This is a genomic window from Bradyrhizobium sp. SZCCHNS30572 (assembly GCF_032484415.1).
In the GTDB taxonomy this organism is placed as follows: Bacteria; Pseudomonadota; Alphaproteobacteria; order Rhizobiales; family Xanthobacteraceae; genus Bradyrhizobium.
Window position 1 is genome coordinate 200,290 of record NZ_JAUESY010000009.1, and the last position, 23,784, is coordinate 224,073.

Below are 23,784 nucleotides of genomic sequence, written 5' to 3' on the forward strand. Positions count from 1 at the left end.
CGCCTTGCGTCCGCGAGGGCCTGCAATGACTGATCAGAGCGATATCGCCGACCATCCCCTGACCTACGACGTCGTCGTGGTTGGCGGCGGCAACGCAGCCCTCTGCGCCGCCATTGCGGCACGGCGCGCCGGGGCCTCGGTCATCGTGCTGGAGGCTGCCTCCAAGTTCTATCGCGGTGGCAATACGCGCCACACCCGCAACATGCGCTGCGCCCATGACGCGGCGACCGCGACGTTGAGTGGCCCCTACACCGAGGACGAGTTCTGGGACGATCTCCTGCGCGTCACCGAAGGCCAGACCAACGAACAACTGGCGCGCCTGATGATCCGCGAGTCCAAGGACATGCTCGACTGGATCGTCGCACAGGGCGTGCGTTTCCAGCCGTCGCTCGGCGGGACGCTGAGCTTAGGGCGGACCAACTCGTTCTTCCTGGGCGGCGGCCGGGCCATGCTCAATGCGTTGTATCTCACCGCCGAGCGGCTCGGCGTCGACGTGCTGTATGAGGCGGAGGTCGTCGGGCTCGACATCGATGAGACCCGTTTCGACGCTGCGATCATCCGGCAGCGTGACGCCAGGACGCGAATCTGCGGCAAGGCGCTGGTTGCGGCAGCGGGCGGCTTCGAAGCCAACATCGACAGGCTGGTCGAGGGCTGGGGCGAGATCGCGCGCAACTTCCTGATCCGCGGCACGCCCAACAATCGCGGTACGGTGCTCGACATGCTGCTCGGCGCCGGCGTCGACAGCATTGGCGATCCGACCCAGTGCCACGCGGTGGCCATCGATGCGCGCGCCCCCAAATATGACGGCGGCATCATCACGCGGCTCGACTGCGTCGTGTTCGGCATCGTCGTCAACAACAACGCTGAGCGATTCTACGACGAAGGCGAGGACGTCTGGCCGAAGCGCTACGCGATCTGGGGACGCTTGGTTGCCGCTCAGCCGGACCAGATTGCCTACATCATCTTCGACGCGAAATCGGCGAACCTGTTCATGCCGTCGCTCTACCCCGCGATCGAGGCGGCCAGCATCACCGAGCTCGCTGGCAGGCTCGGCCTCGATCCGGACAAGCTGACCGCCACCGTCGCGCACTTCAACGCATCGGTGCGCGACGGACAATTCAATCCCGACATCCTCGACGATTGCCGCACCGAGAACCTGACGCCGCCGAAATCGCATTGGGCGCGCCGCATCGATAGCGGCCCCTACTACGCCTATCCAGTTCGGCCCGGCATTACCTTCACCTATCTCGGCGTGCGGGTCGATCACGCCGCAAAGATGATGATGAAGTCCGGCGGTCCCGCCGACAACATGTACGCCGCAGGCGAGATCATGGCCGGCAACGTGCTCGGCCGCGGCTATGCCGCAGGAATCGGCATGACGATCGGCAGCGTGTTCGGGCGTATCGCCGGCCAGGGAGCAGCGACACATGCAGCGCAGTGAGGCGTTGACCGAGGCGGATCGGCTGATGACGATCTGCAATTCCTGCCGCTATTGCGAGGGACTCTGCGCCGTGTTTCCGGCAATGGAGATGCGCCGCGCCTTCACCGGCGGCGACCTCAACTATCTCGCCAATCTCTGCCATGCCTGCGGGGCCTGCTACGTCGACTGCCAGTTCTCCCCCCCGCACGAGTTCGACGTTCGCGTCCCCTCCGTTCTGGCCCGGGTGCGGCACGAGAGCTATGCCGACTATGCCTGGCCGCGCGCGCTGGCGCCGCTGTTCAGGCGCAATGGTCTCGCGGTGTCGCTCATCGTGGTGGTCAGCATGGCCGCGTTCATCGTCGGCATCGTGGCCTTCAACGATCCCGCCGCGGTGTTTGCAAGCCGGCACGGCCCCGGCTCGTTCTACGCGCTCATGCCCCACAACGCGATGGCGCTGTTGTTCGGCGCCGCCTTCCTGTGGGCCATCATCGCCTTCATCATGGGCGCTCGGGCGTTCTGGAATGATATCGGCGAGCCGAGCTCGACCTTGACGCGCCCACGTCCACTGCTGCGCGCCGTTCGCGACGCAGCCAGCCTGCGCTATCTCGATGGCGGCGGCGTTGGCTGCTACAACGAGGATGAGCGGCCACGCGACACCCGGCGGTTCTATCACCATCTGACGTTCTGGGGCTTCATGCTCTGCGTCGCATCGACCAGCGTCGCGACGCTCTATCACTATCTTCTGCACCGTGAGGCGCCCTATCCGTTGTGGGACCTGCCGGTCGTGCTCGGCACGCTGGGCGGATTGGGCATCGTGGTCGGTCCGCTCGGACTCCACACCGCCAAGCGCAGGCGTGAGCCTGCGATGATGGATGCGGGCAGTCGCGCCATGGATGTCGCGTTCCTGGCGATGCTCGTCCTTACCGGCGCAACCGGGCTCGCCCTCCTCTTGCTACGCGAGACCAGCACGATGGGCCTGCTGCTCGCGCTCCATCTCGGTGCGGTGTTCGCGCTCTTCATCACGATGCCCTACGGCAAGTTCGTGCACGGCCTCTATCGATTCTTGGCGCTCGTCCGCTACGCGCGCGAACGTCACGGCGCGTAGCTCATGCGAGGTCGCCGGCGACACGCAACGGATCACTGTTGTCGTCATGCAGCATTCATGACCCTGAGCATCCGTTCATAAAGTTGCGATCTGCGACATTTTTCCGGAACGATCAGCGACGCACGGAACGACTCCTACCTCCTGCCGTTGTCGGCGCGGGCAGTGCAAATACGAGGAGGATAGAGGATGACCAATCGCTTGATGGTATCAGTTGCTGCAATCGCGCTCCTGGCGGGTGCAGGTTTTGCTCATGCGCAAGGTACCGGCGGTGCGGGCGGCGCAGCTGGACAGTCCGGCGGCGCAGCCATGCAGGGCGGTGCGACCGGTGGTGCTGCCGGCGGAGCATCGAGCGGTGGCATGAACGCGCCCGGCGGCGCGATGCATCGCGACAGCGGCTCGCCTGCGTCCGACATGCGCTCCAGTCAGTCCGAGCAGAAGCCCGGTGCGACCAAGGGCCAGCGCGCCGAGGAAGGCATGAAGGGTCCGAATGCCAAGGGCGCGACCTCCGAGACCGACAAGGCCGGCTCCAAGAACATGAAGGCCGAGGGTCGCGACAGCAAGAGCGGCACCAGCACGAACGCCGAAACCAAGACCGGCAGCGACCGGTCGCAGACCACCACCGGACAGGCTGGCGCCGGCGCCAAGCTCTCGACCGAGCAGCGCACCAAGATCACCAGCGTGATCCGCAGCCAGCGCGTCGAGCCGGTGACCAACGTGAACTTCAACATCTCGGTCGGCACCCGGGTGCCGCGCGACGTTCACTTCCACCGGCTCCCGGCGGAAGTCGTGACGATCTATCCGGAATGGCGCGGATACGACTTCATCTTGGTTCGTGAGCAGATCATCGTGATCGATCCCCGCACCTACGAGATCGTCGCAGTTCTCGACGCCTGATCCCGACCAGGCAGGCGATGAGGACATGGGGCGGGCAGCAATGCCCGCCCCATTCTATTGCGCAAAGAGCACGTAAGGGCGATCACACGCAGCCCGTGCAGCCGGGTGGACAAACCTGGTTAACCAGCAATTTCGTACACTTAAGACGGTTTTTTCGTCTGACGGACCAAGCCTCGGGCAGCCGGCCCGGCTGCCGAAAGGCTTCCCCTTGGCGGCTTTGTTACCTATAACGCCGCCCACTGCCGCCACACCGCCGGGATGGGAATGGCCGACGCCGCGCACAACACGATCTATGTCCTCAACGGACCCAACCTCAACCTGCTGGGCACCCGCGAGCCGGAGACCTATGGCCATGCCACCCTGGCAGACGTCGAACGGCTCTGCGTCGAGACGGCCGCGCGCTTCGGCCTGACGGCGGAGTGCCGGCAGTCGAACCATGAGGGTGTGCTCGTGGATTGCATCCATGAGGCCCGCAGCCGCGGTGCGGTCGGAATCATCCTCAATGCCGGCGCCTACTCTCATACCTCCATTGCCTTGCACGACGCGCTGATGGGGGTGAAGATCCCCACCGTCGAAGTGCACATCAGCAACATTCACGCCCGCGAGAGCTTCCGGCACCATTCTTTCACCGCGAAGGCCGCGTTTGCCTCGATCTGCGGCTTCGGCATCGACGGCTACCGGCTGGCGATCACCGGCCTCGCCGCCAAGATCGGCGCCAAAGCCGTCACGCAGACCGACATCTAGCGCAAGCCTGACGTCACAGTCCTCACGCACCCAACGTTCCGGATCAGATCATGGCGCCCCAGCCCGACGACAAGACCATCGCGAAATCCGAAGACAGCCAGCTCATTCGCGAGCTCGCAGCGCTGCTGGATGAGACCAGCCTGACCGAGATCGAGCTGGAGCGTGCCGGCCTTCGCATCCGCGTTGCCCGCAACGTGACCGTTGCGGCGGCCGTCCATTCGGCCATCGGAACCGCCGCCGCTGGCGTTCCCGTGGTCGCAGCCGCCACCGCGGCAGCCGCCGGCGCGGACTTGTCAAAACATCCCGGCGTGGTGCCCTCTCCCATGGTCGGTACCGCCTACTGGGCGCCCGAGCCCGGCGCCAAGCCGTTCGTCGAGGTCGGCTCCAAGGTGTCCGTCGGTCAGACCCTGATGATCATCGAGGCGATGAAGACGATGAACCAGATTCCGTCACCGCGCGCCGGGACGGTGACGCAGATCCTGGTCGAGGACGGCCAGCCCGTTGAGTTCGGCGAGCCGCTGGTGATCATTGAATAATTGCGAGTAGCGAATGGCGAATAGCGAATAGCCGTCCGTTCCCTATTCGCTACTCCCTATTCGCTACTCGCCACTCGCGCCCGAGGCACCATGTTCGACAAGATCCTCATCGCCAATCGCGGCGAAATCGCCCTTCGCATCCTCAGGGCCTGCAAGGAGCTCGGTATCTCCACCGTCGCGGTGCATTCCACCGCCGACGCCGATGCGATGCATGTCCGCCTCGCGGACGAAAGCGTCTGCATCGGGCCGCCGCCGTCGAAGGACAGCTATCTCAACATTCCCGCCCTGCTCGCCGCCTGCGAGATCACCGGCGCCGACGCCGTGCATCCCGGCTACGGCTTCCTGTCGGAGAACGCGCGCTTCGCCGAGATTCTCGCGGACCACAATCTGCATTTCATCGGGCCGAAGGCGGAGCACATCCGCCTGATGGGCGACAAGATCGAGGCCAAGAAGACGGCCAAGCGGCTGGGCATTCCCGTCGTTCCAGGCTCGGATGGCGCTGTCACTCCGGACCACGACGCGATGGCGATCGCCAAGGAGATCGGCTTCCCGGTGCTGGTCAAGGCAGCCGCCGGCGGCGGCGGCCGCGGCATGAAGGTCGCCCACACCGAGGCCGACCTACAGCTGGCGCTGACCACAGCGGCCAACGAGGCGAGATCGGCGTTCGGCGACGCCTCGGTCTATCTGGAGAAGTATCTGCAGAAGCCGCGTCACATCGAGATCCAGGTGCTCGGCGACGGCCGCGGCGGCGCCATCCATCTCGGCGAGCGCGACTGCTCGTTGCAGCGGCGCCATCAGAAGGTCTGGGAGGAAGGCCCCTCCCCGGTGCTTGACGCAGCGGCCCGGGCCAAGATCGGCAACACCGTCGCCAAGGCGATGCAGGAGCTGAAATACATCGGCGTCGGCACCATCGAATTCCTCTACGAGGACGGCGAATTCTATTTCATCGAGATGAATACCCGCATCCAGGTCGAGCATCCCGTCACGGAGATGATCACCGGGATCGACCTCGTGCTGGAGCAGATCCGCATCGCCGCCGGCGGCGACCTGCCGATGACCCAGGACCAGGTTGTCATCAACGGCCACTCCATCGAGTGCCGCGTCAATGCGGAAAACCCTGTCACCTTCCGGCCCTCGCCGGGCAAGATCCTGCAGTACCACCCGCCTGGCGGCCTCGGCGTCCGCATCGACTCTGCCGTCTACCAGGGCTACGTGATCCCGCCCTATTACGACTCGCTGGTCGGCAAGCTGATCGTCCACGGCAAGACCCGGGTCGAATGCCTGATGCGGCTGCGGCGCGCACTGGACGAGATGGTCGTCGACGGCATCGAGACCACGCTGCCGCTGTTCAGGGCCCTTGTCCGCGAGCCGGCCATCATCGATGGCGACTATCACATCCACTGGCTCGAACAGTACCTCGCTGGCCAGAAGGCGGAGTGAGCGGCTAACCGCAAAATTCCACTGACGCGCCGGAACCCTCCAGCCCGCACTGCGTTCTGCTCTTTCGGCGGTTCCGCTGAGGGGGCAGGTATTTCAATTGGCATGCGAGTGAGCGGTGGCGCCTGAGATTGGACAAAGGCGCACGCTGGGACAAATCCTGCTGCTGTCGGCGGGATTCCTGGTGCTGGTCGTCGTCAGCACGGCCTCGGTGCTGCTCGTCAACAAGGCCCGCAAAGACAACGCCTGGGTGGTGCACACCATCGAGGCGGAGAACCAGATCAACGCGCTGCTGCTCGAGGTCCGCCGGGCCGAGAGCGGCGCCCGCGCCTACCTGCTGACCCAGGACAATACGTTTCTGACGGATCACGACGCCGCCGTCACCGCGATCGCGCCGGTGCTCGACAAGCTCGGAACACTCGTGGCCGACAATCCTGCCCAGGTCGAGCTGCTCCGCCAGGTCCGCGCCGAAATCGACACCCGCCTCGGCCAGTTCAGGCGGGAGAAGGACCTGGCCGCGCAGGGTGACCTCGCCGCCGCCGCCGCGCTCGTGCGGAGCGCCGCTTCCGGCAACACCAGCATCAACATCCGCGATCTCGCCAATCGCATGCGGCTGGAGGAAGAGCGGCTGTTCGTGCTGCGCACCGCCAATGCCGACCGCAGCCAGCAGCTGGCGACCGTCGTGACGGTGACTGGCTCGGCCCTGGTCGTCCTGCTCGCGATCATCTCGGTGCTCCTTGTGCGCCGCTCGACCAGCGCGCGCGACGAGGCCGAGGCCAGGCTGCGCGAGAGCAACCTCAACCTCGAAGCCACCGTCGACGAGCGCACCGCGGACCTGCGCGAGGCCAATGAGGAGATCCAGCGCTTCGCCTATATCGTGAGCCACGACCTGCGCTCGCCGCTCGTCAACATCATGGGCTTCACCAGCGAGCTCGACGAGCTGCGCAACGACATCTTCCGGCGGATCGCAACGCTGGCGCGGGCGGCCTCCGACGCGCCGCCGCCGGCGGAAGGCGCCGAGCCCGAGCTCGAAGGCGCCGACCAGCAGCTGTCGGAGGATTTCAGCGAGGCGCTCGGCTTCATCAAATCCTCGATCGCCAAGATGGACCGGCTGATCACGGCCATCCTCAACCTGACCCGCGAGGGCCGCCGCGAGTTCGTGCCGGTGCGGATCGATACCCGCGAGCTGATCGAGGGCATCGTCTCGACCCTGGCGCATCAGGCGGCGGAAACCGACACCACCATCCGCGTGGAACCGTTGCCGGCCATCGTCAGCGACCGCCTGGCGCTGGAGCAGATCTTCTCCAACCTGATCGACAACGCGATCAAATATCTCAAGCCGGGCGTTCCCGGCGACATCGCCATTCGCGCCCGTACCAAGCTCGGTTTTGCCATCTTCGAGGTTACGGACAACGGCCGGGGGATTGATCCCAGGGATCATCAACGTATCTTTGATCTTTTCCGTCGCGCCGGAACCCAGGACCGTCCGGGTCAGGGGATTGGATTGGCGCATGTCCGCGCGCTGGTGCGCCGGCTCGGCGGAACCATGTCGGTCGCGTCGGAGCTAGACCAGGGCAGCACGTTCACCATCACGCTCCCGATCAACTGGAACGCCTCAAACCGGAACTCAGACCGATGACCATGCCCGTGACGATCATCATGATCGAGGACGACGAAGGCCACGCCCGCCTGATCGAGCGCAACATCCGCCGGTCCGGCGTCAACAACGAGATCAAGCCGTTCACCAATGGTACAGATGCCGTGAAGTATCTGCTGGGTGCTGACGGCACCGGCCTTGATCACAAGGGGCACGCATTGCTGATCCTGCTCGACCTGAACCTGCCGGACATGACCGGCATCGACATCCTCAAGATGGTCAAGCAGAACAGTTTCCTGAAGAGCGCGCCGGTGGTCATCCTCACCACGACGGACGACTCGCAGGAGATCAAGCGCTGCTACGAACTCGGCTGCAACGTCTACATCACCAAGCCGGTCAACTACGAAAGCTTCGCCAACGCCATTCGCCAACTCGGCCTGTTCTTCTCCGTCATCCAGGTTCCGCCCGCCGCATGAGCTCCGCCGCCCCCACGCTGCTCTATATCGACGACGACGCAGCGCTCGCGCGGCTGGTCGAGCGCGGGCTCAAGCGATTGGGCTTCACGGTGGAACACGCCGCCGACGGCAGCGCGGGCTTGCAGCGGCTGGAGCGCGGCGGCATCGACGTCGTGGCGCTCGACCAGTACATGCCAGGCTTCGACGGGCTCGAGACGCTGGAGCGCATCATGGCGCTGCCGGAACCGCCGCCGGTGGTGTTCGTCACCGCCTCACAGGATTCCAAGATCGCGGTCACGGCCCTGAAGGCCGGCGCGGCCGACTACCTGGTCAAGGACGTGCAGGGCGAGTTCATTCCCCTGCTGCAGGTCGCGGCCGAAGGCGCGGTGCGCCAGGCCCGGCTGCAGAAGGCCCGCGACGAGGCGGAGGCGGAAGTGCGGGCATCACGCGACCGCTACGCGGCGCTGGCGGCCGAGCGCGAGGTCCTGCTGCGCGAGGTCAATCACCGCGTCGGCAATTCGCTGCAGATCATCGCCTCGCTGCTGCATCTTCAGGCCAACTCCAGCACCCAGGACGACGTCAAGGCCGCGCTCACCAATGCAATGGGCCGCGTCGCCGCCGTGGCGCAGGTGCACCGCCGCCTCTACACGTCTCAGGATCTCAAGAGCGTGCTGCTCAACCAGTATCTGGATTCGCTGCTCGACGACTTGCGCCGCTCGGCCGAGGGCAACCGGATGTCGCGGCTGACCCTGAAGGCGGAGCCGGTCGAGATCGACCCGGATCGCGCGGTCGCGATCGGTATCGTCGTCAACGAGCTGGTCATGAACGCGGTCAAATACGCCTACCCCGATGGGCCGGGCCCGATCCACGTCGAGCTTAAGCTTGCAGGCGGGGACATCGTGCTGTCGATCGCCGACAACGGCGTCGGCCTGAACGCAACCAGCGATCCGCGCTCGACCGGAATGGGCCAGCGCATCGTCAGCGCCATGGCGACCAAGCTCGACGCCACCGTCGGCCCCGATCCGAGCCATGCTGGCACCAAGATCGTGGTCCGCTTCCGCCTCGAAAAAGATACTCCCAAGCCCGCGGCTGCCGCGGTCGGCTGAGCCGACGCAGCCGGCACGCGACCATCGCGCGCCCGGCATCGGCCTGCTATGCTGGTCCCATGAATACGCGCGACTCTGCAGCGTCCGAGATCACGCCCGAGGTCCTGCTGCGTGCCTATGCCTGCGGCATCTTCCCGATGGCCGAAAGCGCTGACGACCCGACCTTGTTCTGGGTCGAGCCGGAGCTGCGCGGCGTCATTCCTCTCGACGGCTTTCGCGTCGCCTCGCGCCTTGCGCGCACGGTCCGGTCGGATGCCTTCGCCGTGACCGTGAACCAGGCGTTCAAGGCGGTGCTGGATGGCTGCGCCGAGCCGCAGCCCGGCCGCGAGGACACCTGGATCAACAAGCGTATCCGCGAGCTCTACAGCGGCCTCCACGCGCTCGGCCATTGCCACAGCGTCGAATGCTGGCAGGATGGCGAGCTGGTGGGCGGCCTCTACGGCGTCAGCCTGGGCCGCGCCTTCTTCGGCGAGAGCATGTTTCACCGCACCCGCGACGCCTCGAAGGTCGCACTGGTGCATCTCGTCGCGCGGCTGATCGCCGGGGGCTTCGAGCTGCTCGACACCCAATATGTCACCGAGCACCTCAAGACCTTCGGCGCCGTCGAGATCCCGCGCCGGCGCTACACCGTGCTGCTCGAAAAGGCCCTGAGGGGGCCGGCCGCCAATTTCGCCAGGCTGGCGGTTGATCGGCCGATCTCGGGCACCGAGGCACTCGCGATCATCGCAGCGCGCGGCTGAGCGAGGTTATCTGAACACTCCGCCGAACGGTCCGCCCGCCTGGGGCGGCGGCGGTGGTGGCGGCACCTGCTGGGTCTGATACTGCTGCGGCGGCGATGGCGGCCTGGGCGCCGCCTGCCGCTGCTGCGGCGGACGCTTTTGCGCAGGCTGCGGCGCCGCGGCCGGCTTCTGATCCGGCGCGGCGCTGACGACCGTGGTCTGCGGCTCTTTGCAGTCGACCAGCCAGATGTCGTAGATCGGGTGCTCGACGCCGTGCAGACCGGGGCTAGCCGCGAACATCCAGCCCGAGAAGATGCGCTTCACCTCGCCCTGCAACGTGATCTCGTCGACCTGCACGAACGCGTCGGTGTTGGCGGCCTCGGTGGCTGGCCTCGTGTAGCAGGCGTCGGTCTTTACCCGGAGCGCCCCGAACTGCACGGTCTCGCCGATATCCTCGTCGAAATTGATGATGCGGCCGGTGATCTTGTCGAGCCCGGAGAAGCTCGCCTTCTTGTTGACGATCTTCTGCGCCGGCGGTTCGGTCACGACCTCGTCGCCCGGCTGGATGGTGGCCGGGGTCTGCGGTACCGCGCCGTTCGGCGGGATCGCCGCATTCTGGGGTGCGCCGCGTGGCGGTGCCTGCCGCTGACCAGGCGCAGCCCCCGGCTGGCCGGGTGGCGGCACGGCCGCGACCGGAGGATTGTTCTGTGGCAGGATCGTCGTTCCCGGCGGCGGCGCCAGCGGCTGGGATTGGACCGGACCCGGCAGGGCGGCGCCCTGCCCCGGCGGCGGACGGGTTGGCGCCGGCAGCACCCGGCCCTGCGGCAGCTCCGGGATCTCCTCCTCTTCCTCAGGAGGCGGAATCGGCTCGCCACGGCGCGGAATGTTGCCCGGCGGGCGCGGAACGGGATCGGAGAAAATGGTACCGATCTGCGCGCGCGCCGGCACGGACAGCGTGAGGGATGTGGCGGCCAGCAATGCCGCGATACCGGTCAGGACGATTGTTCGGTGCATCTCGCGCGGCTTTATCAGGCGAATCGGGGTTCAGGACAATCAAATCGCGTCATGACCCATCCGCCGCTCTCGATCAGCCCTCCCGTTAACATGTCGAATACGGCGGGGGAAGGGCGAGCTGCCAGCACTCCGCGTGCTGGTCAGCCGGTTCTTCCAATGAGATAGTCGTGATCAAGAGCCGGATCGGAACCGGCGCCAAAGGGAAGGAAATCGATGTCTGATTCGATCCGTCTCGACGGCCGAGTGGCCGTCGTTACCGGCGCGGCCGGCGTCATCGGCGCCGCGACCATGCGGTTGCTGGCCGCGCGCGGGGCCCGCATCGTCGCCGTGGACCGGCGCGAGGCCGATCTCGCCGCCGCGACGGCCGCCCTGCCGGCGAGCGCCGAGGCGCTCGCCGTGGCCGCCGACGTCACCGACGAGGACCAGGTCGCGGCTTATGTGCGACAAGCGTGCGATCGGTTCGGCACCATCGACGTGTTCTTCAACAATGCCGGCATCGAAGGCGAGATCAAGCCGATCACCGCATATCCGCTGGAGGCGTTCCGTCGCGTGCTCGACGTCAACGTCGTCGGCGTCTTCCTCGGCCTCAAGCACGTGCTGCCGGTGATGCTGAAGCAGAACCGCGGCTCGATCATCAACACCGCCTCGATCGCCGGCCTGATCGGCTCGCCGCAGATCGCCGTCTACAGCGCCAGCAAGCACGCGGTCATCGGCCTGACCAAGAGCGCGTCCTGGGAGTGCACCGGCACCAATGTCCGTGTGAACTGCATCTGCCCCGGGCTGATCGAGAGCCGCATGCTGAGCGCGATCATCGAAGGGCGCAGCGGCGCCGCGGTTCCGGCCGACAAGGTGGTCGATCGCGTCCCCGCGCGCCGGCTCGGCCAGGGCGCGGAGGTCGCCTCGATCGTCGCCTTCCTCGCCTCCGACGATGCCAGCTACGTCTCCGGCGCGGCCTACACCGTCGATGGCGGCCGCACCGCCGCCTGACGTCCCTTCAACTTGACCGTCTTTCAACCCGACAGGTTTTTGCAATGCCCGTGCAACTCGATGTCGATGCCGCTGCCGTCTACAAAGCATTTCAGGAGGCCGGTCGGCCGGCCTATGAGACGCTGACACCACAGGAGGCGCGGGACTACTACCTGGCCGCGCGCGTCGTGAGCAATCCCGAGCCGCCCGAGCTTGCGGACGTCAAGGACCTCGCCATCCCTGCCCCGCATGGCACAATCCCGGCACGGCTCTATCGACCAAGGACGGTGCGGCAGACCAACGGTCTTGCACCAGGATTGGTGTTCTATCACGGCGGCGGCTGGGTGATCGGCAATCTGGAGTCGCATGACGTGGTCTGCCGCGCGCTGGCGCACGAAGGCGAACTGATCGTGATCTCGGTCGACTACCGCCTCGCGCCCGAGCACAAGTTTCCGGCCGCGGTCGACGACGCCGCCGCGGCCATACGATGGATCGCCGACAATGCTGCCGCGCTCGGCATCGATGCCGCCAGGCTCAGCGTCGGCGGCGATTCCGCCGGCGGCAATCTCGCCGCCGTCGTCGCGCTCTTGGCGCGTGACGGCAAGGGCCCGAAGCTCTCAGGCCAGGTGCTGATCTATCCGGCCACCGACTTTTCGATGAGCCATCCCTCGCACAGCGAGCCCGAGACCAGCGTGCTGCTGACGCATTCGGTGATCCGCTGGTTTCGCGACCATTATCTCAACAGTGCCGCCGACGTCCACGATTGGCGGGCCTCCCCGGCGAAGGCGGAAACCCTAGCCGGGCTACCGCCCGCCTATGTGCTCACGGCCGGCGCCGATCCGCTGCGCGACGAGGGCGACGACTACGCGCGCCGCTTGCGCGAGGCCGGCGTGCCGGTGACGCATCGCAACCATCCCGGCCAATTCCACGGCTTCTTCACGATGGGCAAGCTGCTCGACCAGGCCAATGTCGCCGCACGCGACATCGGCGCCTGGCTGAAGCAGCTCGACCGGCCCGGCGGCATCTGAGCGTTACCGCGCTGAGCTCAGAACGCACCGACCCGCGAGTTCGCGGGTCGTGCTCACATGCGGCCGAAGTCGTCGCGTGTGAGATCGGCTTGCTCGCGCTCGAGCAGCAGCTACATCCCGCGCAAGCCGGCCGGGACGACTGGACAGCTCACATTTCATTCCTCGCAGCAGGAGACTCCCACATGAAGACCGTGAACCTCGCCGACAAGCTGAGCCAATTCTCAGGCCATTGGGACCCGCACGTGGTCGCGGACTACAACGATAATGACGTGATGGTCGTGAAGTTCATGGGAGAATTCCCGTTCCACAAGCATGACACGACGGATGACTTCTTCCTGGTCCTGGAAGGCGAGATGGAGATGGACATTCAGGGGCAGCCGTCGCGGACGGTGAAGGCCGGCGAGTTGTTCGTCGTCCCCAAAGGGGTCGTCCACCGGCCGCGCGCGGCCAAGGAGGTCAAGGTGCTCCTGATCGAACCCAAGGGCGAACCGAACTCCGGCGACTCCGACCGGGTGCCCGCGCCCAAGCCGCGCATCTGACTCGCCGGAAGGCGTCAGACCTTCGGGCCTCCGCGAGCTTGAGATATCATTCAGAGCGGACAGGTGAGCAGGATAAACATGGAGCCAACTCTGGAGATTGCGCTGGCTTGGTTCCAGCCCGAAGAGTGGGAGGACATCAGGCGGATCTGCCCGGATCTGCACGACACTTATGAAGAATGGCTGGCCAGCGCTCAGGAGGTCATCGACACGATCGGCAGTCGCCCGGACGAGCGGATCGTGAAAGTGATCCTGACCGCGGCCGAGCTTCGGAAATGGCAACGTGCGACAGGCCGCAAAGTCGATGGCAGGGTTCGCTCACAGCTTGCCGCCAGGCGCGCGCGCAAGATCCGCAACGAGTCCCCACATCCGGCTCCCGAGCCCCGTTCTGGCTCAGAAGGCAGTCGCTGACGCTTGTCGCTCAGTTCGCTCAGGCGGGCCACGGCAAGTTCTGAGGGCGCAACGGCCGCCCATGCAGCGAACGAAGCGGAGCATCGCCGAAATGTCCGCTGTTCTTGCGCTGCAACCGAGATAGTGTCCCGTCGCCCGCAAGGACGGCTTATGGCCGTCTGGCAGGCCCCTCCTCCAATAGGATCGCCCCGATGTTCGACCGCTTGACCCGCCAGCCCGAGGATCCCCTGCTCGCTCTGATCGGCATCTTCAAGGCTGACCCGAGAGCCGACAAGGTCGATCTCGGCGTCGGCGTGTATCGCGACGAGGCCGGCCATTCGCCGATCTTCCGCGCTGTGAAAGCTGCGGAGCGCATCATCTGGGAGAGCCAGGACAGCAAGAGCTATGTGGCGCCGGAAGGCGACCAGCTCTTCCTCGACCTATTGTGGTCGCTCGTCGGCGGCCCCGCGCCCTCGGTCCATGCCGCAGGCGTGCAGACCCCGGGCGGCTCGGGTGCGCTCCGCCTCGCCGCCGATTTGATCCGCCAGGCCGGCACCGGCAAGATCTGGCTCGGACTGCCGAGCTGGCCCAACCACGCCGGCATCTTCGCCGCGGCGGGGCTCGAGGTCGAGACCTATCCCTACTTCGACGTTCCGTCGCAGACGCTGCAGTTCGACCGCATGCTGGAGGCGCTGCAGCGCGCCGCGCCCGGCGACGCCGTCCTGATCCACGCCTCCTGCCACAACCCGACCGGCGCCCCGCTCAGCACCGAGGACTTTGCGCGCATCACCGCCGTGATGGCCGCGCGTGGCCTCGTGCCGCTGATCGACTCCGCTTATCAGGGTTTTGGCGCCGGTCTCGAGGGCGATGCCGCCGGCCTGCGGGCAATGGTCGCGGCCGTGCCCGAGGCGCTGCTGGCGGTGTCCTGCTCGAAGTCCTTCGGACTCTACCGCGAGCGGACCGGCGCGCTCTACGCCGTCGCCTCGGCACAGGCCGCAGCCGAGACCGCGCGCTCCAATCTCGTCTCCATCGCCCGCACCAGCTATTCGATGCCGCCCGACCATGGCTCGGCGATCGTCAAGACGATTCTCGACACGCCGGACCTCTATGCCGACTGGAGCAGCGAGCTCGAGACGATGCGCCAGCGCCTCGCCGCGCTGCGCCGCTCTTTTGCCGAGGCGCTCGGCGGGCGCTGGTCCAACACGATCGCGATCGGCGTCCAGGAAGGCATGTTCTCGCTGCTGCCGGTGACGCCGGCCGAGGTCATGACTTTGCGCGAAAAGCACGGCGTGTACATGCCGACCTCGGGCCGCATCAACATTGCAGGCCTGAAGCTCGCCGAGGTCGCGCGCGTTGCCGGCCTGTTCAAGTCGCTTTGAAACATCGCCTGCAAGGATCAAGGCCGTGACAGAGATCGTCGCTCAGGAGCGGCACAAGCTCTACGAGGACGCGATGGCGCTGACGCTGGGCACGCTGTTCGTGTCGCTCGGCATGCTGATCTACAGCAAGACGGTGCTGCTGGTCGGCAGCACCGCCGGTCTGTCGCTGCTGTTGAGCTACATCAGCGGCTATGGTTTCGGCGTCAGCTTCTTCCTGATCAATCTGCCGTTCTATGCGTTGGCCGTCCGGCGCATGGGCTGGCCGTTCACGATCCGCACCTTTGTCGCGGTCGGGCTCGTCGCCCTGTTCTCACGGCTGACGACGTCATGGATCGACATCAGCCATATCGATCCGGTCTATGCCACCGTAATCGGCGCCGGCCTGACCGGGACCGGCCTGTTGATGCTGTTCCGGCATCGCACCGGGCTTGGCGGGATCAACATTCTGGCGCTGTATCTGCAGGAGCACTGGAAGATCCGCGCCGGCTATTTCCAGCTCGCCGTCGATTTCCTCATCATCATCGCCGCGTTCTTCGTCATCCCCGTGAACCGGCTGGCGCTGTCGATCCTCGGCATCGTGATCGTCAACGTCATCATCGCGATCAACCACAAGCCGGGGCGCTATATGGCGCTGAGCTGAACGGCCCAGCTCCAAGCGCAAGGTCGATCTGCGCTCGGATAGCCCCACCGTGACACGCGCCGGATGCCGCACGAGTGCGCTGCACCTTGCCAGACGGCGCATTCCGTGGGATGAAAGCTCTGGTATGCCAGCAACCGAGGCAATGGGTTACCGCATCCGTCCGCTCCTGCCGGACGCCTGACGGACTCGTCGGTACGGCTGGATCGCCAACAAGAAACGCGAACGCAAAATCTCGAACCGATCTCTGGGGACGACCAAGGTATGGCACGCAACATTCTGATTCTCGGGGCCTCCTACGGCTCCCTCCTCGGCACCAAGCTGCTGATGGCCGGCCACAACGTGACGCTGGTCTGCCGCAAGAAGACAGCCGAGCTGATCAACCGCGACGGCACGGAAGTCCGCATCAAGCTGCGCGACGAGCCGGCGCATCGCTCGATCTTCTCGCGCGACCTGCCGGGCAAGCTCGACGCGGCCACGCCCGATAGCGTCGACCTGTCGCGCTACGACCTGGTCGGTCTTGCAATGCAGGAGCCGCAGTACACCAACCACACCATTCGCGTGCTGATGGTGAAGATCGCCGAGGCCAAGCTGCCGTGCCTCTCGATCATGAACATGCCGCCGCTGCCCTATCTCAAGCGCATCCCGGCGCTCGCCAACGTCGACCTCGACGAGGCCTACACCAATCCCGCGGTGTGGGAACGCTTCACGCCCGGGCTGGTCACGCTGTGCTCGCCGGATCCGCAGGCCTTCCGTCCGCCGGAGGAAGCCGCCAACGTGCTGCATGTCGGCCTGCCGACCAACTTCAAGGCCGCCGCGTTCGAGGACGAAAAGCACAATGCGCTGCTGCGTGAGCTGGAGCGCGACATCGACGCAGTCAGGCTCGACGGCCAGGACGTCCCCGTGAAGCTGAAGGTGTTCGACTCGCTGTTCGTGCCGCTGGCGAAGTGGTCGATGCTGCTTACCGGCAACTATCGCTGCATCACGCGCGGCGAGCCGCAGGCGATCCGCGATGCCGTTCATGGCAATCTCGCCCAGTCGAAATCGATCTACGAGCACGTCGATGCCATCGCGCGCAAGCTCGGCGCAGATCCGAGCGACCAGGTGCCGTTCGAAAAATACGCCAAGGCGGCCGAGAGCCTGCTCAAGCCGTCGTCGGCCGCGCGGGCCGTCGCCGCGGGCGCGCCGTTCATCGAGCGCGTCGACCTTCTGGTGAAGCTGATCTCGCAGCAGCTCGGCATGCCCAATGCCGAGATCGACCAGACGGTGCAGACCGTCGACTTCAAGCTCAACGAGAAGATCGTGGTCGGCGGCTCCAGCGCGCAGTGATGAGCAGGCGCCGACATCGTCCGTAACCAGATGTGACTTTGCATGAACGCGCGGCCAACGCATGGTTCGCGCGTTCATTGATTCACAGCGTTCGGAATGAAGATGCCGTCCTTCGAGCCTCTCGCTTTTCCTCTGCAGGCCCTGAGCTGGCTCGGCAATCAGGGCACCCGCGCCATCGTCGCGGTGCTGCTGGCGGCGATCGCCGTGCCGCCGCTCGGCGAGCTGGCGCGCCCCTACGTCACGCACGCGATCTTCCTGCTGCTCTGCATCTCGTTCATGCGCGTCGACGTCGCGATGCTAACAGCGCACCTGCGCCGCCCGCTGCTGGTGGTGGCCGCGACGGCCTGGACCACGATCGCCGTGCCGGCGCTGGTCGGCTCGATCGGGCGCATCACGGGCGTCGATGCCACAGCACCCGACCTGTATCTCGCGCTGATGCTGCAGGGGACGGCCTCGCCGATGATGGCCTCGCCCGCGCTCGCCGCGCTGATGGGGCTCGACGCGACGCTCGTTCTCATCACGCTGGTGACCTCGACCGCGCTGGTGCCGCTGACGGCGCCGCTGTTCGGCTATATGTTTTTGGGCGAGACATTGTCACTGTCTCCGGCCGCGCTAGGGCTGAAGCTCGCCGCCATCCTTGCGGGCGCGCTGGCTGCGGCCGCCGCGATCCGCCTTGCCTTCGGCATCGATACGATCCGCCGCCATCGCGCGCCGATCGATGGCTTCAACGTCCTCATCCTGTTCGTGTTCGCCTCCGCCATCATGGCTCATTTCCTGGCCGACCTGACCGCGAGCCCGTTCCGCATGCTGGGACTGGCACTGCTCGCCTTCACCGTGTTCTTGCTGTTGCTTGGTACCACGATGCTGCTGTTTCGCGGCGCGGGCCGCGAACGCGCCATGGCGCTCGGCATGATGGTGTCGCTGCGCAACATGGGGCTGATGCTGGCGGCGACCGAGGGCGCGATCCCGGGCACCACCTGGCTGTATTTCGCGATGAGCCAGTTCCCGATTCACCTTGCCCCGCAGTTGCTGCGGCCGCTCGCCGAGCGCTTGCGTCCCAAGGCGCTTCCATCTGGCGGGACCGATCACAGCTTGATCAGCCCTGCATCGGAATGAGGCAGAGCAGCAACGGCCTGCGGCCGCTTCGGCATGACGCGACGGCCAGCCGCTTACTATCAAGGCCGACATGGTTGTTGCTGGCGTGCAAGGCCGGCGCTACGCTCCGTGCCTGTTGGTGCAGGAGGATTATGTGACCACGTCAGACGATCAGAAAATTTCCGAAGACCGCCGCGATGCGCTGCGCTACGCGCTCGCCATCGGCTCCGGTGCCGCGCTCGCGTCCGCCATGACGACGACGCCCGCCTCGGCGCAAGCGGCCGACAACACGCTCGACCGCGTCCGCGCCAACAAAGTGCTGCGCATCGCCGTGCTGCCGGGCGAGCTGCCCTATTTCAACAAGGATCTTGCCACCGGCACCTGGTCGGGCTTCTCGATCGAGATGGCCAACGACATCGCCAAGCTGCTCGACGTGAAGCTCGAATATGTCGAGTCGACCTACGGCAATTCAGTGCTCGACCTGCAGGCCGGCAAGATCGATCTCGGCTTCGCCCTCAACCCGACGCCGCAGCGCGCGCTGGTCATCGACTTCTGCGGCACGGTGTTCCCGCATCCGTTCGGCGCCATGCTGAAGAAGGGCATGGAAGCGAAGACCTGGGCCGACATCAACAAGCCCGAGGTCAAGATCGCCGTCGACGTCGGCTCGGCCAACGAGGCGGTGGCGCGGCGCTTTGCTCCCAACGCCACGATCAAGTCGCTCAAGTCGCGCGACGAAGTGATGCTGGAGATGGCCTCGGGCCGCGTCGACGTCGTCGTCAACGCCCTGATCCTGGGCCTCACCGCAATCGCCAAGAACCCCAATCTCGGCTCCTACAAGATCCTGCAGTCGCCCTCGGTCGCGATTCCCTCCAGCATGGGCGTGCGCCGCGAGGCCGACAAGCGCTGGCGCGACTTCCTCGCGGTGTGGATCGACTACAACCGCGGCATCGGCCAGATGCGCGAATGGTTCGTCAAGGGCCTGGGGCTGGCCGGCGTCAAGGCCGAGGACGTGCCGGTCGAGGTGAACATCTAAGCGAAGCCACGCTCTCTCCGAGCGTCATTGCGAGGAGCGCAGCGACGAAGCAATCCAGGACCGTTCGTGCCGCCCTGGATTGCTTCGCTTCGCTCGCAATGACGGAGGCATTCGATGATGTATCGCCTCACGCCTTGTCGTACGTCATGCCGCGCTCGAAGCGGCGGCCCAGGAGCGTCGCCGGAAACAGGATCGCGAAATAGATCAGCGCGATGATGGTGTAGACCTCGAGCGGCCGATAGGTGTCGGCGTTGATCAGCGTCGCGTTGTAGACGAGATCGGGCACCGCGATCACCGACACCAGCGAGGTGTTCTTCAACTGCGTCACCGACTGGTTGACGTAGGGCGCCAGCATCGGCTTCAAGGCCTGTGGCAGGATCACGAGCCGCATCATCCGCCACGGACGCAGGCCGAGCGCGCGCGCCGCATCCCATTGCCCGCGCGGCACGCTCTCGATGCTGCCGCGCACGATCTCGGCATAGAACGCCCCGGCGTAGAGCGACAGCACGGTGACCGCGGCGACATGCGCCGGAATGTTGACGCCGATCACCACCGGGAACGCGTAGTAGAACCAGATGATCTGCACCAGCAGCGGGGTGCAGCGGAACAGCTCGATATAGCCGATCAGCAGCCAGTCGATCACGACCGGACGGCGCAGCCTGACGATGCCGACGACGAGCCCGATCACCGAGCCGAGCAGGATGGTGCCGAGCGTATACGCCATGGTCCAGCCGAGCCCCAGCCAGAACAGATGGCTGTACTTGGCGAGGATGGCGAAATCCCAGGTATAGTTCATCGCAGCTCCGGCGTGACGCGGTCGCGGCCCCTCACAGATACCGGCTCGGAGCAAAGGCGGAGACGTCGAACGACGGCGCCTCGCCCGTGATCATCGCGGCGATCGCCGCGCCCGTGGCCGGCCCCGTGGTGAAACCGATATGCTGATTGCCGAATGCAAGCCACAGGCCGGAATGGCGCGGCGCCGGCCCGATCATCGGCAGCGAATCCGGCAAGGTCGGCCGCGCGCCGCGCCATGGCTGGGCCACGGCCTCGCCGAACTCGACCACGCCGCGCGCCAGCGGGACCACCTGCTCGAGCTGGGCGAAATTCGACGGCGCATCGCGATTGGTCAGCTCGACGCCGGAGGTGACGCGCACGCCGTTCTCCATCGGCGTCATCAGGAAGCTGCCTTCGGCGTCGTGGATCGGACGGTGCAACATGCGCGCCGGGTTGGGCGTGAACTCCTGGTGATAGCCGCGCTCGAACGCCATCGGCACCCGGTAGCCGAGCGACCTGAGAATGTCCGGCGACCAGGGACCGAGCGCAACCACGACATGACGGGCGCGAATCTCGCCGTCGCCGAGCACGACACGCCAGCCGTCCCCGTCGGACAGCACCGCCCTGATCTCGGACTGCCGCAGCACGCCGCCCGCGCCCTCGAACATCCGCGCATAGGCTTTCGTCACATTGCCGGGCGAGTCGACCGACGCGGTCTGGCTGTGCAGCAGTCCCACTTTGTAGACCGGCAGCATATTAGGCTCGAGCGCGGAAATGCCCTGGCGGTCGAGCAGCTCGCTCTTGATGCCGTATTCGGCCAGGAGAGCCTGCTCCGCCTTGGCCGCTCCGACAGCGTCGCTGCGCCACGCCTTGAGCCAGCCGGTCTCGCGGATCCGCTGCGGCTCGCCGGCGCGAACGATCCAGTCGCGATGCAGTCTCAGCGACGCACCGATCAGGCCATGCAGCGCGGTGGCGCGCGGCTTGACGCGGGACTCCACGGCATTGGCGAGAAAGCGCAGCACCCATTCGACATTGCGCAGCGTCCATGCCGGATCCCAGCGCAGCGCCGCGCTCTTGTTGCCGAGATAGGACGGCAGGGCCTTGAACAGCGAGGGCTTGTTGAGCGGAAGGATCGAACCGGAGGAGAGAATGCCGGCATTGCCGTACGATGTCTCCTCGCCCGGCGCCTTGCGGTCGACCAGCACCACCGAGAGCCCGCGCTCCCGGATGGCGTAGGCGGAGGAGACGCCGACGATCCCCGCTCCCAGCACGACCACGTCGGCTGTCTGCTGCATACGCTCCATCGTCTCTCGATCCATCTGCTGCTTACATCAGGGTCAGGCCGCCATCGACCGGCAGCACCGCGCCGGTGACGTGGCCGGCGTCTTTCGACAGCAGGAAGGTCACGGCCGCGGCGATGTCGTCGGGCTCGGCGAGGCGCTGTTGCGGATTGGCCGCCGCCGCCGTCTGCCACGCGGCCGGATCGAGCGAGCCGAGCCGTCCCGCATCCTTGCGCGTATAGCCGGGCACGACGACATTCGCGGTGCCGCCGCACGCAGCCAGCTCGATGGCGAGGCATTTCACCAGCGCCTCCAGCGCCGCCTTGGCGGCGGCCGAGGCCGGGAAGGTGCCGCCCGGCACGAAGCGGTGCGCGACGAAGCTGGAGATCGCGACCACGCGCGCATGGGTGCTCTGCACGAGGTCAGGGAGCGCGGCGCTGGCGAGCTCATGAAATGCCGCGGGCATCACTGCGAGTGAGCGGTCGAGCCCGTCGCGCGGCAGATCGCGAAAGCTGCGGCGGTCGGCAAAGCCGGCAGCATGCACCACCGCGTCGATCCGGCCGAACCGCGTTCGTGCCGCAGCCGCCAGCTCGGCGGCAACGCCCTGTCTGGCCAGATCGCCGCAATGAAACTCGGCTTCGGCGCCGGCCTCCCGGCACGCCGCGGCGACGTCCCGCAGACGCGCGAGACCTGCTTCGTCAGCCCCCTGCCCGTGCAGCATCACAGCCTGCCCCGGCGCGGCCATGCGGCGCGCCACCGCAGCGCCGATGCCGGCCCCGCTGCCGGTGATGATGGTGACACGCATCGCGCCTCGTCTACCCCTCGGTTTCGCGGGGCGGACTATAGGTCTCACACCTGCCGATGCCAACACGCGGACGGACATGCGCCGATGTCCGTCGCGCGGGACTTCTTGCGCCTCAGACGTTCAGAACGTCCAGGTCGAACGGCTGAGTTCGCCGCTCAGCACTTGGCGCCGACTTTGCACTTGTTGGTCGACTGTGAAATCGTGCCGCCCTTGCCGCTGCAGGTGGCGGCATAGGCATTCACGCAGGCGACCTTCGCGGATGTGCAGCCCGCATGATCGTTCTTCACGCAGATCGTCTCGCTATAGGTCTCGATCGTGCTGCCGCCTTTCTTGCAGACGCACATTCCGGTGACTTCGGCTTTGGCCGCAAAAGCGCTGTCGACACTGCCGACCGCGGCAGCAGCAAACAAAATCAGGGACAGAAATACGCGCATCGTATCCTCCATGGACAAAGTGGCAATGCGCGTACTATGCGCGCTTCGCGCATGTCACACAACTTTAAATTGTATCAACTGCCATCGAGGATCGTCGCCCGCCGCCGCTCGTCCACTGATCCAGGTCAGGCGGTGAGGCGTGCCGCGCGCCGCAGGGCCTGCGGCGGCTGGCCGAAGGCGCGAATGAAGGCGCGGCGCATCCGCTCAGGATCGCGAAAGCCGGTCGCCTCGGCCACCAGCTCGATCGGCTGATGCGAAGCCTGCACGCGATCGCGCGCCACCTCCAGCCTGAGACGCTCGATCGCCTTCGACGGCGTCGTGCCGGTCTCGGCCACGAAGGCGCGGGTGAAATGCCGCGTGCTCATGCCGGCACGCTCGGCAAGGTCGTCGACCGTCAGCGGCGCATCGAGATGCTCGCGCGCCCAGGTCAGGAGCTCGGCGAAGCGGCCGCTCGGCGCCTTCAGCTCCAGCAGCGAGGAGAACTGCGACTGCCCGCCGCTGCGGCGATGATACAGCACGAGCTGACGTGCGGTCTTCTGCGCGATCTCCTCGCCGTGATCGTCGGCGACCATGGCGAGTGCGAGATCGATGCCGGCAGTGATCCCAGCCGAGCTCCAGACATTGCCGTCGCGGACGTAGATGCTGTCAGGCTCGAGCTTCACTTGGGGGTAGGCTCGCAGGAACTGCCGCGTGCGCTGCCAATGCGTGGTCGCGCGCCGCCCGTCCAGCAGGCCCGCTTCGGCCAGCACGAAGGCGCCGGAACAGATGCTGGCAAGCCGGGTGCCCCGCTGCGCGACCTTACGAACGAAGTTCAGCGTGCATGCGTTGCGGCTCGCAGCTTCCACGCCCTCGCCGCCGGCGATCAGCAGCGTGGTCAGCGCCGACACCGGACCGAATTTGCGCGCCAGCATTTCGGCCCCTGACGACGACCGCACGGGTCCGGGCGTGGCGGCGACGACCCTGATCGATGGCGCGGCGCGCGCATAACGCGAAGCGATCTCGAACACCGAGATCGGTCCGGCGGCATCGAGCAACTGAAAATCGGGGTAGATGAGCACGCCGATCATGGTG

Annotated in this window: 25 protein-coding genes; 19 read left to right on the plus strand and 6 right to left on the minus strand. The window is 66.2% G+C overall.

The features are described from left to right. Positions 1-25 precede the first annotated feature (25 nt). The 10 genes from tcuA (at position 26) to aat (ending at position 10,034) form a co-directional block, all read left to right on the plus strand. Complete coding sequence (gene tcuA, locus QX048_RS25970) at positions 26-1,441, plus strand: FAD-dependent tricarballylate dehydrogenase TcuA (protein ID WP_315751696.1); 1,416 nt, start codon at positions 26-28, stop codon at positions 1,439-1,441. Further along, positions 1,428-2,525, plus strand: a complete 1,098-nt coding sequence (gene tcuB, locus QX048_RS25975; RefSeq protein ID WP_315826862.1) for a tricarballylate utilization 4Fe-4S protein TcuB — start codon at positions 1,428-1,430, stop codon at positions 2,523-2,525. The genes tcuA and tcuB overlap by 14 nt, the downstream gene beginning before the upstream one ends. A 186-nt stretch (positions 2,526-2,711) precedes the next feature. Further along, on the plus strand, positions 2,712-3,419 hold the full coding sequence (locus tag QX048_RS25980) for a DUF1236 domain-containing protein (protein ID WP_315826861.1): 708 nt from the start codon (positions 2,712-2,714) through the stop codon (positions 3,417-3,419). A gap of 264 nt (positions 3,420-3,683) precedes the next feature. Continuing rightward, positions 3,684-4,163 (plus strand): type II 3-dehydroquinate dehydratase, encoded by a 480-nt coding sequence (gene aroQ, locus QX048_RS25985; protein WP_315712200.1) that lies wholly within the window; start codon positions 3,684-3,686, stop codon positions 4,161-4,163. A 50-nt stretch (positions 4,164-4,213) separates the two neighbouring features. Then, positions 4,214-4,699 (plus strand): acetyl-CoA carboxylase biotin carboxyl carrier protein, encoded by a 486-nt coding sequence (accB, locus tag QX048_RS25990; protein ID WP_315712201.1) that lies wholly within the window; start codon positions 4,214-4,216, stop codon positions 4,697-4,699. A 90-nt stretch (positions 4,700-4,789) separates the two neighbouring features. Further along, entirely contained in the window at positions 4,790-6,139 is a 1,350-nt protein-coding gene (gene accC / locus QX048_RS25995) for an acetyl-CoA carboxylase biotin carboxylase subunit (protein ID WP_315712202.1), read from the plus strand. Between the two features lie 115 nt (positions 6,140-6,254). Next, positions 6,255-7,775, plus strand: a complete 1,521-nt coding sequence (locus QX048_RS26000; RefSeq protein ID WP_315826860.1) for a sensor histidine kinase — start codon at positions 6,255-6,257, stop codon at positions 7,773-7,775. Then, the gene (locus tag QX048_RS26005) at positions 7,772-8,209 is read left to right on the plus strand and encodes a response regulator (protein WP_172109443.1); all 438 of its coding nucleotides are present in this window, start codon (positions 7,772-7,774) and stop codon (positions 8,207-8,209) included. Before QX048_RS26000 ends, QX048_RS26005 begins: the two co-directional genes overlap by 4 nt. Beyond that, positions 8,206-9,294 (plus strand): sensor histidine kinase, encoded by a 1,089-nt coding sequence (locus QX048_RS26010; protein WP_315751700.1) that lies wholly within the window; start codon positions 8,206-8,208, stop codon positions 9,292-9,294. Before QX048_RS26005 ends, QX048_RS26010 begins: the two co-directional genes overlap by 4 nt. A gap of 59 nt (positions 9,295-9,353) precedes the next feature. Further along, positions 9,354-10,034 (plus strand): leucyl/phenylalanyl-tRNA--protein transferase, encoded by a 681-nt coding sequence (gene aat / locus QX048_RS26015; protein ID WP_315826859.1) that lies wholly within the window; start codon positions 9,354-9,356, stop codon positions 10,032-10,034. A 6-nt stretch (positions 10,035-10,040) separates the two neighbouring features. On the opposite strand, the gene QX048_RS26020 is transcribed toward aat, so the two are convergent. Then, positions 10,041-11,027: a DUF2155 domain-containing protein gene (locus QX048_RS26020; protein ID WP_315751702.1), complete on the minus strand. Its 987-nt coding sequence runs from the start codon at positions 11,025-11,027 to the stop codon at positions 10,041-10,043. A gap of 213 nt (positions 11,028-11,240) precedes the next feature. Here QX048_RS26020 and QX048_RS26025 point away from each other — a divergent pair, with 213 nt between their 5' ends. From QX048_RS26025 to QX048_RS26065, 9 genes are all read left to right on the plus strand, one after another. Continuing rightward, complete coding sequence (locus tag QX048_RS26025; protein WP_315712210.1) at positions 11,241-12,014, plus strand: SDR family oxidoreductase; 774 nt, start codon at positions 11,241-11,243, stop codon at positions 12,012-12,014. A gap of 44 nt (positions 12,015-12,058) precedes the next feature. Then, positions 12,059-13,021: an alpha/beta hydrolase gene (locus QX048_RS26030; protein ID WP_315826858.1), complete on the plus strand. Its 963-nt coding sequence runs from the start codon at positions 12,059-12,061 to the stop codon at positions 13,019-13,021. A gap of 182 nt (positions 13,022-13,203) precedes the next feature. Further along, positions 13,204-13,560, plus strand: coding sequence for a cupin domain-containing protein (locus tag QX048_RS26035; RefSeq protein ID WP_315712213.1), 357 nt, complete (start codon positions 13,204-13,206; stop codon positions 13,558-13,560). A 78-nt stretch (positions 13,561-13,638) separates the two neighbouring features. Beyond that, positions 13,639-13,968, plus strand: a complete 330-nt coding sequence (locus tag QX048_RS26040; protein WP_315826857.1) for a hypothetical protein — start codon at positions 13,639-13,641, stop codon at positions 13,966-13,968. Between the two features lie 191 nt (positions 13,969-14,159). Next, positions 14,160-15,326, plus strand: a complete 1,167-nt coding sequence (locus tag QX048_RS26045; RefSeq protein ID WP_315826856.1) for an amino acid aminotransferase — start codon at positions 14,160-14,162, stop codon at positions 15,324-15,326. Between the two features lie 25 nt (positions 15,327-15,351). Next, positions 15,352-15,966 carry a YitT family protein gene (locus QX048_RS26050; RefSeq protein WP_315826855.1) on the plus strand — a complete coding sequence of 205 codons (615 nt, stop codon included), beginning with the start codon at positions 15,352-15,354 and terminating at the stop codon, positions 15,964-15,966. A gap of 261 nt (positions 15,967-16,227) precedes the next feature. Then, complete coding sequence (locus tag QX048_RS26055; protein WP_315826854.1) at positions 16,228-17,292, plus strand: ketopantoate reductase family protein; 1,065 nt, start codon at positions 16,228-16,230, stop codon at positions 17,290-17,292. A 102-nt stretch (positions 17,293-17,394) separates the two neighbouring features. Next, complete coding sequence (locus QX048_RS26060; RefSeq protein ID WP_315826853.1) at positions 17,395-18,408, plus strand: Na+-dependent transporter; 1,014 nt, start codon at positions 17,395-17,397, stop codon at positions 18,406-18,408. Positions 18,409-18,541: 133 nt separating this feature from the next. Next, entirely contained in the window at positions 18,542-19,420 is an 879-nt protein-coding gene (locus QX048_RS26065; RefSeq protein WP_315712225.1) for a transporter substrate-binding domain-containing protein, read from the plus strand. 127 nt (positions 19,421-19,547) lie between these two features. On the opposite strand, the gene QX048_RS26070 is transcribed toward QX048_RS26065, so the two are convergent. The 5 genes from QX048_RS26070 to QX048_RS26090 form a co-directional block, all read right to left on the minus strand. Continuing rightward, positions 19,548-20,216, minus strand: a complete 669-nt coding sequence (locus QX048_RS26070; RefSeq protein WP_315712227.1) for an amino acid ABC transporter permease — start codon at positions 20,214-20,216, stop codon at positions 19,548-19,550. Between the two features lie 31 nt (positions 20,217-20,247). Next, on the minus strand, positions 20,248-21,498 hold the full coding sequence (locus QX048_RS26075) for an FAD-binding oxidoreductase (RefSeq protein WP_316191225.1): 1,251 nt from the start codon (positions 21,496-21,498) through the stop codon (positions 20,248-20,250). A gap of 22 nt (positions 21,499-21,520) precedes the next feature. Beyond that, positions 21,521-22,279: an SDR family oxidoreductase gene (locus QX048_RS26080; protein ID WP_315826851.1), complete on the minus strand. Its 759-nt coding sequence runs from the start codon at positions 22,277-22,279 to the stop codon at positions 21,521-21,523. Between the two features lie 155 nt (positions 22,280-22,434). Continuing rightward, positions 22,435-22,725, minus strand: a complete 291-nt coding sequence (locus QX048_RS26085) for a hypothetical protein (RefSeq protein ID WP_315751711.1) — start codon at positions 22,723-22,725, stop codon at positions 22,435-22,437. Between the two features lie 113 nt (positions 22,726-22,838). Then, a complete protein-coding gene (locus QX048_RS26090) occupies positions 22,839-23,780 on the minus strand; it encodes a GlxA family transcriptional regulator (protein WP_315712236.1) in 942 nt (313 codons plus the stop codon). Positions 23,781-23,784: the final 4 nt, after the last annotated feature.

Excerpts from the sequence above, each read along its gene's own strand:
- QX048_RS26085 (WP_315751711.1), bottom strand. The coding sequence starts at position 22,725 with ATGGAGGATACGATGCGCGTATTTCTGTCCCTGATTTTGTTTGCTGCT.
- tcuA (WP_315751696.1), top strand. The coding sequence starts at position 26 with ATGACTGATCAGAGCGATATCGCCGACCATCCCCTGACCTACGACGTC.
- QX048_RS26035 (WP_315712213.1), top strand. The coding sequence starts at position 13,204 with ATGAAGACCGTGAACCTCGCCGACAAGCTGAGCCAATTCTCAGGCCAT.
- QX048_RS26030 (WP_315826858.1), top strand. The coding sequence starts at position 12,059 with ATGCCCGTGCAACTCGATGTCGATGCCGCTGCCGTCTACAAAGCATTT.
- QX048_RS26080 (WP_315826851.1), bottom strand. The coding sequence starts at position 22,279 with ATGCGTGTCACCATCATCACCGGCAGCGGGGCCGGCATCGGCGCTGCG.
- QX048_RS26010 (WP_315751700.1), top strand. The coding sequence starts at position 8,206 with ATGAGCTCCGCCGCCCCCACGCTGCTCTATATCGACGACGACGCAGCG.
- accC (WP_315712202.1), top strand. The coding sequence starts at position 4,790 with ATGTTCGACAAGATCCTCATCGCCAATCGCGGCGAAATCGCCCTTCGC.
- accB (WP_315712201.1), top strand. The coding sequence starts at position 4,214 with ATGGCGCCCCAGCCCGACGACAAGACCATCGCGAAATCCGAAGACAGC.
- QX048_RS26045 (WP_315826856.1), top strand. The coding sequence starts at position 14,160 with ATGTTCGACCGCTTGACCCGCCAGCCCGAGGATCCCCTGCTCGCTCTG.
- QX048_RS26070 (WP_315712227.1), bottom strand. The coding sequence starts at position 20,216 with ATGAACTATACCTGGGATTTCGCCATCCTCGCCAAGTACAGCCATCTG.
- QX048_RS26090 (WP_315712236.1), bottom strand. The coding sequence starts at position 23,780 with ATGATCGGCGTGCTCATCTACCCCGATTTTCAGTTGCTCGATGCCGCC.
- aat (WP_315826859.1), top strand. The coding sequence starts at position 9,354 with ATGAATACGCGCGACTCTGCAGCGTCCGAGATCACGCCCGAGGTCCTG.
- QX048_RS26005 (WP_172109443.1), top strand. The coding sequence starts at position 7,772 with ATGACCATGCCCGTGACGATCATCATGATCGAGGACGACGAAGGCCAC.
- QX048_RS26055 (WP_315826854.1), top strand. The coding sequence starts at position 16,228 with ATGGCACGCAACATTCTGATTCTCGGGGCCTCCTACGGCTCCCTCCTC.
- QX048_RS26040 (WP_315826857.1), top strand. The coding sequence starts at position 13,639 with ATGGAGCCAACTCTGGAGATTGCGCTGGCTTGGTTCCAGCCCGAAGAG.
- QX048_RS26060 (WP_315826853.1), top strand. The coding sequence starts at position 17,395 with ATGCCGTCCTTCGAGCCTCTCGCTTTTCCTCTGCAGGCCCTGAGCTGG.
- QX048_RS25980 (WP_315826861.1), top strand. The coding sequence starts at position 2,712 with ATGACCAATCGCTTGATGGTATCAGTTGCTGCAATCGCGCTCCTGGCG.
- QX048_RS26075 (WP_316191225.1), bottom strand. The coding sequence starts at position 21,498 with ATGGAGCGTATGCAGCAGACAGCCGACGTGGTCGTGCTGGGAGCGGGG.
- QX048_RS26020 (WP_315751702.1), bottom strand. The coding sequence starts at position 11,027 with ATGCACCGAACAATCGTCCTGACCGGTATCGCGGCATTGCTGGCCGCC.
- tcuB (WP_315826862.1), top strand. The coding sequence starts at position 1,428 with ATGCAGCGCAGTGAGGCGTTGACCGAGGCGGATCGGCTGATGACGATC.
- aroQ (WP_315712200.1), top strand. The coding sequence starts at position 3,684 with ATGGCCGACGCCGCGCACAACACGATCTATGTCCTCAACGGACCCAAC.
- QX048_RS26025 (WP_315712210.1), top strand. The coding sequence starts at position 11,241 with ATGTCTGATTCGATCCGTCTCGACGGCCGAGTGGCCGTCGTTACCGGC.